Genomic DNA, 15873 nt, shown 5'->3' with positions numbered 1-15873 from the left:
GCCTCGAAAGCGCGCACGCGCAGCGCATGAGAAACGCGCAGGCGCATTGGACCGACGACCTGCCGCCACCGTTGCCGGCAGCGGCGACGATGACCTCTCCTGCACGGCGCCAGCGCCTACACTCGCCGCACCATCCTGGGAGCAAGCACATGCACAAGCAATGGACATGGCGTGGCGTTGGGTTGATCGGTGTCCTGGCCTCGCTGGCCTTCCCTGCAGCGGCCGCGATGCAGGCCAAGCCGCTGGAATGGAAGATCGGCAAGGACACCTACAGCGGCGTGCTGGTGTATGACGATGCCGGCGATGCCAAGCGCCCGGGCCTGGTGATGGTGCCCAACTGGCGCGGTGTCAACGACTCGGCGGTGAGCAAGGCCAAGCAACTGGCCGGCGACGATTACGTGGTGCTGGTGGCCGACGTGTATGGCAAGGGCAAGCGCCCCGCCAACGACAGCGAGGCTGGACAGTTCGCCGGCGCCCTGAAGAAGGATCCGCCGGAGCTGCGCGCACGCGCGCTCAAGGCGGTAGAGGTACTCAAGGCGCAGGCCGGCAAGGCGCCGCTGGACGCAGCGCGCATCGGTGCTGTGGGCTTCTGCTTCGGCGGTACGACGGTGCTGGAGCTGGTGCGCTCAGGCGCGCAGCTGGCCGGTGTGGTCAGCCTGCATGGCGGCATCGCGACTCCCAGCCCGGCTGCGGCCGGCTCTGCCAAGACGCCCCTGCTGGTGCTCAACGGTGCCGACGACAAGAGCGTGAGCAAGGCGGATATCGCCGCGTTCGAAACCGAAATGAATGCAGCCGGCGCGGATTGGCAATTCGTCAATTTCAGCGGCGCGGTGCATTGCTTTGCCGAGGCCGACGCCAACAGCCCGCCGGGCTGCCTGTACAACCCGCGGGCGGCCAAGCGTGCGTACCGCATGCTGGGCGACTTCTTCGAAGAGCGGTTTGGTCAGTAGCCGGGATTGGGGATTTGGGATTCGCAAGAGCGCGGGTCCCGTGCTTCAACGCATCACCCCCCGGAGTTTGTGCTCCGGGGGAGGGCGCTGACCAATCATTCGGCTAACGGATGCGGGATTCGTCAACGCGCGAACTAGCCGCCCTTGCGAATCCCCAATCTCAAATGCTCAATCCCATCCGGCGCGCAGGGCGCTCCGGATCAGTGGGTACGCTCGACCGCGTAGCGCGCCAGGCCGCGCAGCGCCGCCACGGCAGCGCTGTGCGGCAGGGTTTCCAGAGCCTGTTCGGCGGCGGCGGCGTATTCGGCCGCGCGTTGACGGCTGTAGTCCAACCCGCCGGTGGCACGGATGGCGGCCAGCACTTCCGGCATCGCCGCGGCATCGCCTTGCTCGACGATCTGTCGCAGGCGCTCACGGGTGGTCGCATCCGAGTGCGCCATCGCGTGGATCAGCGGCAGGGTGGCCTTGCCCTCGGCAAGATCGTCGCCCAGGTTCTTGCCCAGGTCCGCGGCCTCGGCGGCGTAGTCGAGTACGTCGTCGGCGATCTGGAAGGCGAAGCCCAGCTGCATGCCGTAGTCGTACAGCTGCTGCTGCACCTGCGCGCTTGCGCCGGAGGCAAGCGCACCCAGACGCGTGCCGGCGGCGAACAGCACTGCGGTCTTGCGCTCGATCACGCGCAGGTACGCCGCTTCGTCGGTGTCGGGGTTATGCACATGCAACAGCTGAAGCACTTCGCCTTCGGCGATGCGGTTGGTGGTGTCGGCCAGGATCTGCATGACTTCCATGCGATCCAGTTCGACCATCAACTGGAAGCTACGCGAGTACAGGAAGTCGCCCACCAATACGCTGGGCGCATTGCCCCATAGCGCGTTGGCGGTGCTGCGCCCGCGGCGCAGGTCCGATTCGTCCACCACGTCGTCGTGCAGCAGCGTGGAGGTATGGATGAATTCGATGATTGCCGCCAGTTGGTGGTGCTCCGGGCCGGAGCCGCCAGCGGCATGGCCGGCCAGCATCACCAGCATCGGGCGCAGGCGTTTGCCGCCGGCGGAGATGATGTGATCGGCGATCTGGTTGATCAGCACGACGTCCGAGGCCAGACGGCGGCGGATCAGTGCGTCGACCGCGGCCATGTCGGGCGCGGCGAGGGACTGGATCTGGGGCAGGCCCAGCACGGTGGGGAGGTCTTCGGCGATGGTCATGCGCAGGCGTTCGTGATGTGGGCCGATTATAGGTGCCCCGGCCGGATCCGTCCCGCCGGGCACAACCGGCGTCTTCACATTTGCGGCTTCACGTGGTCGCGTCAAAGCCGCAAGGCCTGTACGGGCTGGATTTCCGACCCTTGGCAGGGCGCTTGCCCGGCAGCGCCGCGCGGCAACCTGCCAGGACCGCCGAGCGGCAGGTGCGGTAACATTGCCGCACAGACATTCATCGTTGCGCGCTCCCGGCGCCAGCGCATCATCTCGGAAGCACCTATGGCCCGCGGCATCAACAAAGTCATCCTCGTCGGCAACCTCGGCAACGATCCCGACACCAAGTACACCCAGGCCGGCATGGCAATCACGCGCGTGAGCCTGGCCACCACCAGCATGCGCAAGGACCGCGACGGCAATAACCAGGAACGCACCGAGTGGCACCGCGTGGTGTTCTTCGGAAAGCTGGGCGAAATCGCCGGCGAGTACCTGCGCAAGGGCTCGCAGGTGTATGTCGAAGGCGAACTGCGCTACGACAAGTACACCGGCCAGGACGGCGTTGAAAAGTACAGCACCGACATCGTCGCCAACGAGATGCAGATGCTCGGCGGCCGTGGCGAAGGCGGCGGTGGTGGGATGGGCGGCGATCGCCCGCAGCGTTCGGCGCCGCGTCAGCAGGGCGGCGGTGGCGGGCAGGGTGGTGGCGGATATGGCGGCGGTGGCGGTGGCGGTGGTCAGGACTACGCGCCGCGTCGTCAGCAGCCGGCCCAGCAGCAGTCGGCGCCGCCAATGGACGATTTCGCAGACGACGATATCCCGTTTTGAGGACTGCCCGTCGTTGTGTCATCCACGAGGGCCCGCATTGCGCGGGCCTTCTGCGTTATGGCGATGACGCCCGGACATTGGCCGGTTTTGGCAGAATGGTGGCAGAGCCTCGCGGGCGTTATGCGTGCTCGGAGGCAGGCACGCCGTGCGTGCAGCGCCTATTGCAGGCTTACGCGCAACGCACGCAGCGTGGGCGCGCCGTCCATGCGTTGCTCAAGCTCGCAACGTCCAGCGCGCAGCAGCAGCGTGATCCCTACGGCAGGCCGTTAGCGCCCCTCGGCAGGTCTAGGCAGACGTGCGATTGCGTCCCTTCTGCTTGGCGCGATACAGCGCCGAATCGGCGTCGTGCACGATGGCGTTGGGGCTCAGCGGCGCTTCGCCCGGTTCGAAGGTGGCTGCGCCGATGCTGACGGTGACGTGCGCGCTGGTGGGGCTGGACAGGTGCATCAGGCCCAGCTCGGCGACCGCATTGCGCACGGCGTCGGCCAGGCGCAGCGCGCCGGCGGCATCGGTATGCGGCAGGATCATGCCGAACTCTTCGCCGCCGTAGCGCGCGGCGAGGTCTTCGCTGCGGCGCGAGCAGCCGGCAATGGCGCCTGCGATCAAACGCAGGCAGGCATCGCCGTTCACGTGACCATAGGTGTCGTTGTAGAGCTTGAAGTGATCGACATCGATCATCAGCACCGACAATGGCGCCTCCAGGCGAACCGCGTCCTGCAACGCACGCGATAGCCGGTGGTCGAAGGCGCGCCGGTTGGCGATGCCGGTCAATGCGTCTACCCAGGCTTCGGTACTCAGCTTGGCTTCGTTGCGGTGCATGCGGCGCAGTTGCAGGTCCAGCCAGATCCCCACGCCCAGCAGCAGGGTGCAGCCCAGCGCGGCCACCACGATGCGCTGGCGCGCGGTTTCCCGCCAGTTCGCCAACGCATCGTCCACTGAAAAGCCGGTCAGCACGGTCAGCGGATAGGGGCGCGCCGGTGCGAAGCTGGAGATGCGCTCAACGCGGTCGATCGGCGAGCGATAGGTGGCGGTGCCGTGCTTGCGTGCGCGCATGGTCACGTAGATCGACGTCCCCGCGATCGAGGTGCCGATCACGCCCTGTTTGTCGGGCCGGCGCACCATCACGATGCCATCGTCGTTGGTCATGCCGATGGTGCCGTGCGGGCCGACCTCGAAGGTGCTGTAGTAGTTCTGGAAATACTTCAGCTGCAGGGTGACCAGCACCACGCCGGCGAACTCGCCGCTGGGGGCGTCGAGGCGGCGGCTCAATGTCAGCACCCAGGAGCCGTCCGAACGGCTTTGCACAGGCGGGCCGACCAGCGACAAGGCGTCGCGATGGTCGCGGTGGTATTTGAAATAGGCGCGGTCGGCGTTGTTGTGCGTCCTGGGGGTGCTGCCCAGCGACGAGCTAACCCAACTGCCGTCCGCGGCATAGATGAAAATGCCATGTAGGCGATCGGAGCGGCGCGCTTCGTGCACCAGGAACTCATGCATCGCAGAACGCGCGGCCCTGGAGCCTTGGTCGTGTTCGACCCGCGACACCAGCCCGGACAGCACTGCGTCGGCGATGGACAGGGTGTCGCTGGCATGCTGCGCCAGCGAATTGGCCAGGTTCAACGACTGCGCCTGGGCGCTGCGCAGCGCGGTCGCGCGCTCTTCGTGGATGGACCAATATTCCGAACCGAGCAGTAGCATCCAAGACGCAGTCAGCACGAAATGCAGCGCGATGCGCTGAGCACGTTGGCGCCGCCGCTTGGTTGTTGACGTCACTGTGGCTACCTGTCTGGATACCAGAGCGATGCAACCGCCGTGCCACCCTACGCGTCGCGGCATGCATTCCCAGGCGCGTCGACACGTGCAATGACAGATCTGTGATTGATGCCTCACGTTACACGCAACAGCCCGCTTGATCGCGTCGCGACGCGCAATGGCTGCCGCAGCAGCGCTCGCTGAATCACCTCAACGCGCACGGCGACAGATGTCAGAGCCAGCTCGACTGCGGCTGCATAACGGGCAGCATGCTATGCCGAGCACTGAATCACGCTCAGGAGTTCTCCATGCAAGCCATTCGTCTTCGCCATCCGGCTGCCATCGCATCGCTGCAGTCGGTTGCATTGCCCGATCCGGGGCAGCCTGCACGCGGTCAGATCCGCGTGCGCCTGCATGCCAGTTCGCTCAATTTTCATGATCTGGGCGTGGTGCTCGGGCAGATGCCAACCGCAGACGGGCGTATTCCGATGTCCGATGGCGCAGGCGTGGTGGAAGCGGTCGGGCCGGAGGTTGACGAGTTCGCAGTGGGCGATCAGGTGGTGTCCACCTTCTTCCCGCAGTGGCTGGACGGCGAGCCGTTGCACGCCGGTTTTGCCACCACTCCAGGCGACGGCGTCGATGGCTATGCGCGCTCGGCGGTCGTCGCCGATGCACGGGCATTCACCCACGCACCCCGTGGTTACAGCCACGCCGAGGCTGCGACGCTGACCACCGCCGGCGTCACCGCGTGGCGTGCACTGGCAGTCAACGGCGGGCTCAAGGCCGGCGACAGCGTGCTGGTACTGGGCACCGGTGGCGTGTCGATCTTTGCGCTGCAATTGGCCAAAGCGATGGGCGCGCGCGTGATCGCCACGTCCTCATCCGACGAGAAACTGGAGAAGGTGCGAGCGCTCGGTGCCGACCACGTCATCAACTATCGACAGCATCCCGAATGGTCGGCGCAGGTGCTGGACATCACCGAAGGACGTGGGGTGGACCATGTGGTCGAGGTCGGTGGGCCGGGCACGCTGACGCAATCGATCCGTGCAGCGCGCGTAGGTGGGCATATCGCCTTGATCGGCGTTTTGACCGGTGCCGGAGGGCCGGTTCCGACTGCCGAAATGATGGGGCGCCAGCAACGCCTGCAGGGATTGGTCGTCGGCAGCCGCAAGCATCAACAGGACCTGGTGCGCGCACTCGACAGCTTGCCGCTGCGGCCGGTGATCGATCGCAGCTTCGCGCTGGATGAGATCGGTGAAGCCTTCGCGCTGCAGAAGTCCGGTGGCCACCTCGGCAAGATCGCGCTGGAGTTCTGATCCAGCCCGCGGCACCGAGCGTCGGTGATGCTCCGCACCGCCGACGCGCGAATTCACTATTTCGACGTGTGCAAAGGCCGCCGCCTGCATGACGTTGCTGGCAAGCGCAACCAATACTCCTCGGGTTTCTTCGCTTCCTTCACTGCGGCCAACCCACGTGCTGCACGCGCAACATTCAAGAAACTGTTCGGCCGGCCCGTCCGACTCCAACGTCATCGGCGCATGGGTTGGTGACTCGCAGTGATGAGCGTCTTTCATAGGCGCATGCAGCCACCAGCGCTAATGCGGACAAAAGCGGGAACTAGAATCGGGCAATGCACTGCGTCACGCCCGCAGTCGCGGCCGCGCACTCACGCGCTTGTGACCAGCAGCGCTGCACATTGATTGAGAACTGTAAAAGCCAGCATTGTTGGAGATGCCAGCCATGAGAGACATCAAGATGACCCGTCGCGAGGTGCTGATCGCGGGGACGGCATCCGCAGCCAGCGTTGCCGCAACCCAATCGATGACCGCCACCGCCGCCACTGCGATGTCGCAGCGGCCCGCAAGCGAGCCCGCCAATGCATCCAGCCAGGTCGGCTTCGAGGTGAACGGCAAACCGGTCACGCTGACGCTGGATAACCGCACCACCTTGCTGGATGCGCTGCGCGAACATCTGCATCTCACTGGCACCAAGAAGGGCTGCGATCACGGCCAGTGCGGCGCATGTACGGTCATCGTCGACGGGCAACGCATGAACGCGTGCCTGTCGCTGGCAGTGATGCACGAGGGCGCCAAGGTCACCACCATCGAAGGGCTGGGCACGCCGGACAAGCTGCACCCCATGCAGGCGGCGTTCGTCAAGCACGATGGCTACCAATGCGGCTACTGCACGCCCGGGCAGATCTGTTCGGCAGTGGCCGTGCTGGACGAGGTGAAGCGCGGGATCCCCAGCCATGTCACCGAAGACCTCACCGGCAAGCTCAGACTCACCACGCCGGAATTGCAGGAACGCATGAGTGGCAATATCTGCCGTTGTGGTGCGTACTCCAACATCGTCGAAGCCATCGACGATGTTGCCGGAGGCCGCGCATGAAAGCCTTTAGCTACGAACGGGCCAGCTCGCCAGCCGATGCCGCCGCCAAGGCCGCGCGCCAGCCCGGTGCCAAGTTCATCGCAGGCGGGACCAACCTGCTCGATCTGATGAAGCTGCAGATCGAAACACCGTCGCACCTGATCGATGTCAACGGCCTGAGCCTGGATACCATCGACGCCACGCCTGAGGGCGGCCTGCGCATCGGCGCATTGGTGCGCAACACCGATCTGGCGGCCGACCAGCGCGTGCGCCGCGATTACGCCGTGTTGTCGCGCGCATTGCTGGCCGGTGCCTCGGGACAACTGCGCAACCGTGCGACCACGGCAGGCAACCTGCTGCAACGGACGCGTTGTCCCTATTTCTACGACACCAACCAGCCATGCAACAAGCGACTGCCTGGCAGCGGCTGCGCGGCCATCGGCGGCTATAACCGTCAACTGGCAGTGATTGGTGCCAGCGAGGCGTGCATCGCCACCCATCCCAGCGATATGGCCATTGCCATGCGCCTGCTCGATGCGGTCGTGGAAACGGTGCGCCCGGATGGCCAGACACGCGCCGTGGCCTTGTCCGAGTTCTACCGTGCACCGGGAACGACGCCGCATCTGGAAACCGTGCTGGAGCGCGGCGAATTGATCACCGCCGTCACCTTGCCCAAGCCGCTCGGTGGCACGCATGTGTATCGCAAGGTGCGCGACCGTGCCTCGTATGCTTTCGCCCTGGTGTCGGTGGCCGCCGTCGTCCAGCGCGATGGCAGCGCACGCGTCGCAGTCGGCGGCGTCGCGCACAAGCCATGGCGCAGCGAAGCCGCCGAAGCCAGATCGAAGGAGGGTGCCCGCGCCATTGCGTCCGTGCTGCTCGACGGCGCACGGCCCACCGAACACAACGCATTCAAGGTGCCGCTGGTTGAGCGCACCTTGACCGCGATCTTGGCCGACACGAGGGCCTGATATGAAATTCGACACTCCCGCCGGCACCAATCCCATCGATCAGCTTACGGTCGTCGGCAAGCCCGTCGACCGTATCGACGGGCCACTCAAGACCACCGGGCAGGCGCCGTATGCCTACGAACATCATGACTTGCCGGGCCAAGCCGCTTACGGGCATGTGGTGGGCGCAGGCATCGCCAAGGGCACCATCCGCAGTATCGATCTGAGTGCGGCACGCAAGGCGCCAGGCGTGCTGGGCATCGTGACTGCGCAGAACGCCGGCAAGCTGCAAAAGGGCAAGTTCAACACCGCCAAGCTCTTGGGCGGACCCGAGATCGCGCATTACCACCAGGCCATTGCAGTGGTGGTGGCGGAGACCTTCGAGCAGGCGCGTGCGGCCGGCCAGTTGATCAAGGTCGATTACGGCCGTCACGTGGGCGCCTACGACCTGGAAAAGGCCCGCGCCGGCGCCACGGTGACCAAGAAGGGCGACGCGCCCAACAGCAACGTCGGCAACTTCGACGCTGCCTTCGCGACGGCGCCAGTGCAACTGGATGCCGAATACAGCACACCCGATCATTCGCACGCGATGATGGAGCCGCACGCTTCCATCGCGATGTGGGATGGCGACAAGCTCAGCGTGTGGACCTCCAATCAGATGATCAACTGGGGAGCCGGCGATCTGGCCAGGACGCTGGGCATCCCGCGCGAGAACGTGCGGATCATGTCGCCGTACGTCGGCGGCGGTTTCGGCGGCAAGCTGTTCCTGCGTGCCGATGCAGTGCTGGCATCGCTGGCCGCGCGTCAGGTCGGACTGCCGGTCAAGGTGATGTTGCCGCGGCCGCTGATCGCCAATAACACCACCCACCGCCCGGCCACGCTGCAACGCATCCGGCTTGCGGCCGGGCGCGACGGCAAGCTCACGGCGATCGCGCATGAAAGCTGGTCGGGCGACTTGCCCGACGGCAGCCCGGAAATCGCCGCCGCGCAGACGCAATTGCTCTACGCCGGTGCTAACCGCCTGATCACGACCCGTCTGGCCGTGCTCGATCTGCCCGAAGGCAACGCCATGCGCGCGCCGGGCGAGGCACCAGGGTTGATGGCGTTGGAAATCGCCATGGACGAGATGGCCGAAAAGCTCGACATGGACCCGGTCAAGTTCCGCATCGTCAACGACACCCAGGTGGACCCGGAAAATCCGCAGCGACCGTTCTCGCAGCGTCAGCTGGTCACGTGCCTGGAAGATGGCGCAAGGCGATTCGGGTGGTCCAAGCGCAAGGCCAAGCCGGCCAGTACGCGCGATGGTCGTTGGCTGGTCGGCATGGGTGTTGCGGCGGCATTTCGCAACGCGCCGGTCATGACCTCCGGCGCACGCATGCGGCTGGAGCAGGGCGGACGCGTGGTGGTGGAAACCGACATGACCGATATCGGGACCGGCTCCTACACCATCATTGCGCAGACCGCTGCGGAAATGCTGGGCGTCCCACTCAACTGGGTCGATGTGCTCCTGGGCGATTCGAGCTTTCCGGCCTCTGCAGGCTCCGGCGGGCAGTGGGGCGCGAACAGTTCTACCGCAGGCGTCTATGCAGCCGCAGTCAAATTGCGCGAAGCGGTGGCCAAGCAACTGGGCCTGGATCCGGCCAGTGCCGAGTTTGCCGATGGCTATGTGCGTGCCGGCGGCAAGCGCGTTGCGCTCGGCGATGCCGCGGCCAATGGCGCGCTGGTGGTGGAAGACAAGATCGAATTCGGCGACCTCAGCAAAACGCACCAGCTCTCCACGTTCGGCGCGCATTTCGTCGAAGTGGGCGTGGATATCGCAACCGCCGAAGTGCGCATCCGGCGCATGCTTGCCGTGTGCGCCGCGGGGCGCATCCTCAATCCCAAATCCGCACGCAGCCAGGTCATCGGCGGCATGACCATGGGCGCCGGCGCGGCACTGATGGAAGAGCTGGCAGTGGACAAACGCCTGGGCTTCTTCGTCAACCACGACCTGGCCGGCTATGAAGTGCCGGTGCATGCGGATATCCCGCATCAGGAGGTGGTGTTCCTGGAAGAAAACGACCCGTTGTCGTCGCCGATGAAGGCCAAGGGCGTGGGCGAGCTGGGTATCTGCGGCGTGGCAGCGGCGATCGCCAATGCGGTCTACAACGCAACCGGCGTGCGTGTGCGCGACTACCCGGTCACCCTCGACAAACTGCTGCCGCACCTGCCCGAGATGCTGCGCGCGTGAGCGCGCTCGTTGCCCCCGTCACGCATGCGCCGCCGGCGTGGCCGGCATGGCCGGGCTACGCGTTGCTCGACGATTTGCTGCCAACGCTGAGCGCATGGCAGCGCGCCGGGCAGCGCGTGGCGATGGCGACCTTGATCGATGTGCAAGGCTCCTCACCCCGCCCGTTGGGGAGCGAGATGGCCATCAGCGCCGACGGGCGCGTGGCAGGCTATGTCTCAGGCGGCTGCGTCGAAGCGGCGGTGGCGCATGAAGCCATGGCAGCGCTGCGCGATGGTCAGCCGCGCTGGCTGGACTATGGCGAAGGCAGCCAAGTGCTGGACATCCAGCTCAGCTGCGGGGGGGCGCATCGGCGTGCTGGTGTGGCCGGTGCCGGATCTGGGCGAGCACCTCGCGCGTTGGCGTAACGCGCGCCAGCATCGGCGCGCATTTCATGTGGCCTTGGATCGTGCCTCCGGCATGGTGCGTTACCTAGCACATGCACAGGACGCGCGTGCGGGCGAATTCGTGCGCACCCATCGTCCGCCGCTACGGCTGGTGCTGGTTGGCGCCGACCCGTCGCTACTGGCGCTGGTGTCGTTGGCCAGCCAGATGGGCATCGAAGTGCGCGTGTTGCGGCCGCATGGTCCGGGGGAACCGCCGCCAGGATTGGCGCCCGAGCACTACGACCGACGTGCGCTGGGCGATGCACTGCGGGATCTGCATCTGGATGCCGATAGCGCACTGTACAGCCTGGCCCACGATGCCGAGATCGACCTGCAGGTTGCGCGGCGCGGCTTGGCGTCCCCCGTCGCCTGCATCGGCATCCTCGGCAGCCGGCAAAAGCGCGAAGGTCGTCTACAGGCGCTGCGTGCGCTGGGGTATAGCGACACCTCGCTCGCGCGTCTGCGTTTGCCGGCGGGCTGGCGCATGGGACGCTCCTCGCCGCATACCATCGCGCTCGGCGTCATCGCCGAAGCCATGCAGGCGGTGGCAGATGTGCAGGCCGTTACCGCAAGCTGATAAATCGCTAGCTGCTTCTGCCGCGTGCGTCAGTCATCAAGGCGCCTTGCAGCCGGTCGAGTGAAACACGGCTGCTTCCGAGCACTATCGTCGCTGGCCTGCGACAGCACGCCGCAATCTGCATCGCCATTGGCAGGCCTTCGCCGATGTATGGACAGCGCACGCAAAGGTCGGTCACCTTGCACGCACAGCTGGCGCTCTAGGCTGCAGCGGTCTTCCATTCAAGCAGTACGTCGCCATGACCCGGTAATCCCCCCGCCCATTAGCAGACGCCAGAAGTGGAATTTTCTCGTACCCTTTCCCGAGGAGGTTCCATGAAGAAGTCCCGCTTTACCGACAGCCAGATCATCGCCGTGCTCAAGCAGGCCCAGGCCGGTGCGCCCGTGCCGGAGCTGTGCCGCGAGCACGGCATCAGCTCGGCCACGTTCTACAAGTGGCGTAGCAAGTTCGGCGGCATGGACGTGTCCATGGTCGCACGCATGAAGGAGTTGGAGGAGGAGAACCGCCGGCTCAAGAAGATGTACGCCGAGGCGCAGCTCAGTACCGACCTGCTGAAGGAAGCGCTCGCAAAAAAATGGTGAGGCCATCTCAGCGACGCGAGATGGCCCAATCGGCAGTCACGAGCGGGCGCACGAACATCCGCCACGCCTGCCAGACCTTCGCGGTGAGCCAGACCTGCTTCCGCTACCAGGCCAAGGCCAGCGAGCAGAACGCCCGGATCGCCGACTGGCTGGTCCGCCTGACGAGCGCCCATCGCGACTGGGGCTTTGGCCTGTGCTACCTGTACCTGCGCAACGTGAAGGGCTTTGGCTGGAATCACAAGCGGGTCTACCGGATCTACCGCGAGCTGGAGTTGAACCTGCGGATCAAGCCGAAGAAGCGGCTGGTGCGTGAGCGGCCCGAGCCTCTGGCGGTGCCGGAGGCCATCAACCAGGTCTGGTCGATGGACTTCATGCACGACCAGTTGGCCGACGGCCGCAGCTTCCGGCTGTTCAATGTGCTCGACGACTTCAATCGCGAGGGGCTGGGGATCGAGGTGGATCTGTCGCTGCCGTCAGCCCGGGTGATCCGATCGCTGGAGCAGATCATCGAGTGGCGCGGCAAGCCCGCCGTGATCCGCTGCGACAACGGCCCTGAATACATCAGTGGCGCGTTGCTGTCCTGGGCACAGCGGCTTGGCATCCGGGTCGAGCACATCCAGCCGGGCAAGCCACAGCAGAACGCCTACGTTGAACGCTACAACCGCACCATCCGCTACGCCTGGCTCGCCCGCACCCTGTTCGACACCATCGACCAGGTGCAGGACAAAGCCACCCGCTGGCTATGGACGTACAACCACGAGCGCCCGAATATGGCGCTCGGCGGCATCACGCCTGCCATGAAGTTGGCGATGGCCGCTTAGCTCCACTTCTGGCGACCGCTAGAAGTGGGGGGATTACCACCCCTGTTCCAGATCCCCACGTCGACGTATCGCGTAATGCTGTTCGCCTTAGCTTCTTCGCCACCAACCATTGCGCACGTGGTGACTACGCCGGAACGCGCCACGCTCCCACCGTCTCGCAACCAGCACCGCACGCGGCTGCCGCCATGCCAGCAGCGTGCGGCACATGAGTGGCGATCACGCGGCGCTGGTGCTGGGCGCCGGAGCAGGGCGCCGGCTTGGCCGCTCGAAGCAACTGCTGATGCGCGATGGCGAGCCGTTGCTGCGCCGCGCCGCACGCATTGCATTACTGACTGCGCCACGCCGCTGCGTGGTCGTGCTGGGTGCCGACGCCGATACGTTGAGCGAGGTGTTGCAGGATCTGGATATCGAAATACTCCGGCATCCCGATTGGTCCGAGGGCATGGGCTCCAGCCTGGCCGCGTTGCGTCGGCATGTGCAGGGCGACCCGGCATTGCGACGCAGCCTGATCCTGGGGTGCGATCAGCCTGCGCTGGATGCCCCGCATTTGCGCTCCCTGCTGGAAGAAGCCGATCGCGCCGTCTCCGGATGCGCCACCAGTGGCTACAGCGGCGTGCGCGGCATTCCCGCGGTGGTCACGCATACGGCTTGGGCGGATGTGCCATTGCAGGCCGATAGCGGCCTGCGCGGCCTGTTCGCCAGCCTGGATATGCAGAGCCTGGGGTGCGTCAGCGCCCCGGCGTTGGCGCTGGATATCGACACGCCGGCCGATCTGGCCACCGCGCAGCAGCGCGGCTGGGTCGATGCGGAGTGAGACGCCATGACGGGTATGCGCGCAAATCCCTGGCAGCCTGACACCATAGCGCGGCGGCCGCACCGTAAGCGGCGGGCATGGTCACTGCACGCACGCTGGCGTCATCGGTGTCGATCACCGACACCGGTCCAGGCGCGTTACCTATCCTTTGCAGCCCGCCAAGCGACATGCCGGGCCGACGCGTTCGACCGTGCCGCAGCCTTACGACCACAACACAACCGCTTCCCTGATCACCAACACATAGCCAATCACCATGGCGGTCTTGATCGAGAACTGGAATTTCCTCAGCAGATGCATGCAACCCCTCCCCAGAGGCCGTCTTCAAGAGCGACTGATCACCCACTGCGCATCGTCCACGCTCGTCTGACGATGACTGATGACGCGGCGTTCACCGGTCCTGACCGAATGTAGCGTTGGACGTGATGTGTGTCACGTAAGAATTTTCCTACCGCCCTGCCAGTGTCAGCCCGACGGCATTGGCATGCATAAAAGAACATCCTGGCTATGCCGGACGCGGGGCCATTGGCTACTCTCCCGCGGCCCCTTGAGTAAGGGCACGCCGGCATACCGCACGAGAGAAGGCGTTCCCATTCCTCGCGCACTGCGGGCCTATGCCCCGTGCGCCTCGCTCGACCGCTATGCGCACTGGCCGGAGGCCTGATGGACGAGTCTCGTTATGTCGTACGCATCCATCCCGCACAGGGCGGCTGGTGGGTGACCCGCCCGCACTGGTCGCGGTTGCGGTATCTGCGCGAGCAGGGCGCCCTGGACTTTGCCGAATTGATGGCAAAGCTGCACTGCCTGACCACCGGCCAGCCCAGCGGCGTGGTGGTCAACACCGGCGGCGGCGATCGGGTGGTGCGGCGCTACGGCTGAGGCCGTAAGGAACGCGGCTGTTTGCTGCAGTACGTCATTGCCGACAGTGGCGGCTGTGCGCCGCTGTGCCGGGTTTGCGCAGACGTCCGGGTCGGCTAGATTCGAGGCATCGGCCACCTTGGTCCGGTCCGCGCTCTGGCGGCTACTTTCCTGGATATCCGCCTGTCGTGAATGCTGCCGGTGCTGCGCTGATTCAAAACGATATTGTCGTGTTCGGCCTGATCGCCGCCACCCTGGGCGCGGTGTTCTGGACAGCCGCGCGCGAACAAGGGTTCTGGCGGCGTTTCTACGCGTTGGTGCCGGCCTTGTTGCTGTGTTATTTGCTGCCAGGCATCTACAACACGGCCGGTTTGATCGACGGTGCCGGCACACGGTTGTACGACCCGATCGCCCGTGACGTGCTGCTGCCTGCCGCGTTGATCCTGCTGACCCTGAGCATCGACCTGCGCGCGATCCTGCGGCTCGGCCCCAAGCTGGTCGCGATGTATCTGGCCGCATCGCTGAGCATCATGCTGGGTGCGGTGGTGGCGTTCTGGGTGATGCGCTGGCTGCATCCGGCCACCGTGGCCGGCGATACCTGGGCCGGCATGGCAGCGCTGGCGGGCAGCTGGATCGGCGGCGGCGCCAACATGCTGGCGATGCGCGAAGTGTTCGATGTGGACGCAACCACGTTCGGGCAGTTCGCGGTGGTCGATGTCGGCGTGGGCTATGTGTGGATGGCGACGCTGATCTTCCTGGCCGGCCGCGCGCGCAAGATCGATGCACGCAGCGGTGCCGACACCCGGGCGCTGGATGCCTTGCGCGAGCGCATGGCGCGCTTCCAGGCCGAGCATGCGCGCATTCCCAGCTTGGCCGACCTGATGGTGATCGTGGCGGTGGCGTTCGGCGGTGTCGGCCTTGCGCATGCCCTGGCCAATCCTCTCGCCGCGTGGTGCAAGGCGCAGTTGCATTGGGCCAGCCAGTTCAGTCTGGACACGCCGTTCGTGTGGGTGGTGGTGCTGGCGACCAGCCTGGGCCTGCTGCTGAGCTTCACCCGCGCACGCACGCTGGAGGGCGCAGGCGCGTCCAAAATCGGCACCTTGCTGCTGTATTTCCTGATCGCCTGCATCGGCATGCAGATGGACCTGCTGGCGCTGCTGGACCGGCCATGGTTGTTGCTGCTTGGCCTGATCTGGATTGCCGTGCACATTGCCGTGTTATGGGGTTTTGGCCGGTTGTTGCGGGTGCCGTTCTTCTACTTTGCGATCGGCTCGCAATCCAATATCGGCGGCCCAGCCTCCGCGCCGGTGGTTGCCTCGGCGTTTCACCCGGCACTGGCGCCGGTGGGTGTGTTGCTGGGCACGATGGGCTACGCCACCGGCACCTATCTGGCATATCTGGTCGGCATCACTTTGCGGGCGATGGCGGGCGCTGGATAATGCGCGCCGCGATCTGCAGCGCCACGATTAAGCGACTGGGTGCGGTATCTCGCTGCGTGCAATCGCCAGCGCGGCTGGGCGATGTTGGGCGATGCTCGGCGTT

The 15873-nt window shown here is 65.7% G+C and carries 12 protein-coding genes and 1 pseudogene; 11 read left to right on the top strand and 2 right to left on the bottom strand.

What is annotated here, in order from left to right:
* The first annotated feature begins 149 nt into the window (after nt 1-149).
* Entirely contained in the window at nt 150-950 is an 801-nt protein-coding gene (locus AMD14_RS15170; RefSeq protein WP_015463439.1) for a dienelactone hydrolase family protein, read from the top strand.
* Nucleotides 951-1150: 200 nt separating this feature from the next.
* Here AMD14_RS15170 and AMD14_RS15165 read toward each other — a convergent pair whose 3' ends face one another.
* Complete coding sequence (locus tag AMD14_RS15165; protein ID WP_003488167.1) at nt 1151-2149, bottom strand: polyprenyl synthetase family protein; 999 nt, start codon at nt 2147-2149, stop codon at nt 1151-1153.
* A gap of 273 nt (nt 2150-2422) precedes the next feature.
* Between AMD14_RS15165 and AMD14_RS15160 the strand changes: the two genes are divergently transcribed.
* Nucleotides 2423-2965: a single-stranded DNA-binding protein gene (locus AMD14_RS15160; RefSeq protein WP_011051914.1), complete on the top strand. Its 543-nt coding sequence runs from the start codon at nt 2423-2425 to the stop codon at nt 2963-2965.
* 285 nt (nt 2966-3250) lie between these two features.
* Here the strand turns inward: AMD14_RS15160 and AMD14_RS15155 are convergent, their stop codons facing one another.
* Nucleotides 3251-4798 (bottom strand): GGDEF domain-containing protein, encoded by a 1548-nt coding sequence (locus tag AMD14_RS15155; protein WP_171843845.1) that lies wholly within the window; start codon nt 4796-4798, stop codon nt 3251-3253.
* 224 nt (nt 4799-5022) lie between these two features.
* Here AMD14_RS15155 and AMD14_RS15150 point away from each other — a divergent pair, with 224 nt between their 5' ends.
* The 9 genes and pseudogenes from AMD14_RS15150 (at nt 5023) to AMD14_RS15100 (ending at nt 15770) form a co-directional block, all read left to right on the top strand.
* On the top strand, nt 5023-6030 hold the full coding sequence (locus AMD14_RS15150) for a zinc-dependent alcohol dehydrogenase family protein (RefSeq protein ID WP_011051905.1): 1008 nt from the start codon (nt 5023-5025) through the stop codon (nt 6028-6030).
* A 424-nt stretch (nt 6031-6454) separates the two neighbouring features.
* Nucleotides 6455-7105 carry an aldehyde dehydrogenase iron-sulfur subunit PaoA gene (paoA, locus tag AMD14_RS15145; RefSeq protein ID WP_015463438.1) on the top strand — a complete coding sequence of 217 codons (651 nt, stop codon included), beginning with the start codon at nt 6455-6457 and terminating at the stop codon, nt 7103-7105.
* Entirely contained in the window at nt 7102-8052 is a 951-nt protein-coding gene (locus AMD14_RS15140) for an FAD binding domain-containing protein (RefSeq protein ID WP_011051903.1), read from the top strand. Before paoA ends, AMD14_RS15140 begins: the two co-directional genes overlap by 4 nt.
* A gap of 1 nt (nt 8053) precedes the next feature.
* The gene (paoC, locus tag AMD14_RS15135; protein WP_015463437.1) at nt 8054-10261 is read left to right on the top strand and encodes an aldehyde oxidoreductase molybdenum-binding subunit PaoC; all 2208 of its coding nucleotides are present in this window, start codon (nt 8054-8056) and stop codon (nt 10259-10261) included.
* A pseudogene (locus AMD14_RS15130) lies at nt 10258-11260 on the top strand (XdhC family protein). Before paoC ends, AMD14_RS15130 begins: the two are co-directional and overlap by 4 nt.
* A 314-nt stretch (nt 11261-11574) precedes the next feature.
* A protein-coding gene (locus AMD14_RS15120; protein ID WP_087943923.1) for an IS3-like element ISXac2 family transposase occupies nt 11575-12662 on the top strand; the annotation gives its coding sequence in 2 pieces (ribosomal slippage) (nt 11575-11827 and nt 11827-12662; 1089 coding nt in all).
* A gap of 205 nt (nt 12663-12867) precedes the next feature.
* Nucleotides 12868-13476 carry a nucleotidyltransferase family protein gene (locus AMD14_RS15115; RefSeq protein WP_015463436.1) on the top strand — a complete coding sequence of 203 codons (609 nt, stop codon included), beginning with the start codon at nt 12868-12870 and terminating at the stop codon, nt 13474-13476.
* A gap of 660 nt (nt 13477-14136) precedes the next feature.
* Nucleotides 14137-14352, top strand: coding sequence for a hypothetical protein (locus AMD14_RS15105; RefSeq protein ID WP_011051898.1), 216 nt, complete (start codon nt 14137-14139; stop codon nt 14350-14352).
* 167 nt (nt 14353-14519) lie between these two features.
* Nucleotides 14520-15770: a DUF819 family protein gene (locus AMD14_RS15100; RefSeq protein WP_011051897.1), complete on the top strand. Its 1251-nt coding sequence runs from the start codon at nt 14520-14522 to the stop codon at nt 15768-15770.
* Nucleotides 15771-15873 lie beyond the last annotated feature (103 nt).

Origin of the sequence: Xanthomonas citri pv. citri (assembly GCF_000961215.1) — a bacterium.
In the GTDB taxonomy this organism is placed as follows: domain Bacteria; phylum Pseudomonadota; class Gammaproteobacteria; order Xanthomonadales; family Xanthomonadaceae; genus Xanthomonas; species Xanthomonas cissicola.
The sequence above is the reverse complement of the archived record's forward strand: the minus strand, read 5'-3'. Positions and strand labels throughout refer to the sequence as shown.

Bases quoted from the DNA above. Each gene is read 5' to 3' on its own strand.
- AMD14_RS15170 (WP_015463439.1), top strand. From the start codon at position 150: ATGCACAAGCAATGGACATGGCGTGGCGTTGGGTTGATCGGTGTCCTG.
- AMD14_RS15165 (WP_003488167.1), bottom strand. From the start codon at position 2,149: ATGACCATCGCCGAAGACCTCCCCACCGTGCTGGGCCTGCCCCAGATC.
- AMD14_RS15160 (WP_011051914.1), top strand. From the start codon at position 2,423: ATGGCCCGCGGCATCAACAAAGTCATCCTCGTCGGCAACCTCGGCAAC.
- AMD14_RS15155 (WP_171843845.1), bottom strand. From the start codon at position 4,798: ATGCCGCGACGCGTAGGGTGGCACGGCGGTTGCATCGCTCTGGTATCC.
- AMD14_RS15150 (WP_011051905.1), top strand. From the start codon at position 5,023: ATGCAAGCCATTCGTCTTCGCCATCCGGCTGCCATCGCATCGCTGCAG.
- paoA (WP_015463438.1), top strand. From the start codon at position 6,455: ATGAGAGACATCAAGATGACCCGTCGCGAGGTGCTGATCGCGGGGACG.
- AMD14_RS15140 (WP_011051903.1), top strand. From the start codon at position 7,102: ATGAAAGCCTTTAGCTACGAACGGGCCAGCTCGCCAGCCGATGCCGCC.
- paoC (WP_015463437.1), top strand. From the start codon at position 8,054: ATGAAATTCGACACTCCCGCCGGCACCAATCCCATCGATCAGCTTACG.
- AMD14_RS15115 (WP_015463436.1), top strand. From the start codon at position 12,868: ATGAGTGGCGATCACGCGGCGCTGGTGCTGGGCGCCGGAGCAGGGCGC.
- AMD14_RS15105 (WP_011051898.1), top strand. From the start codon at position 14,137: ATGGACGAGTCTCGTTATGTCGTACGCATCCATCCCGCACAGGGCGGC.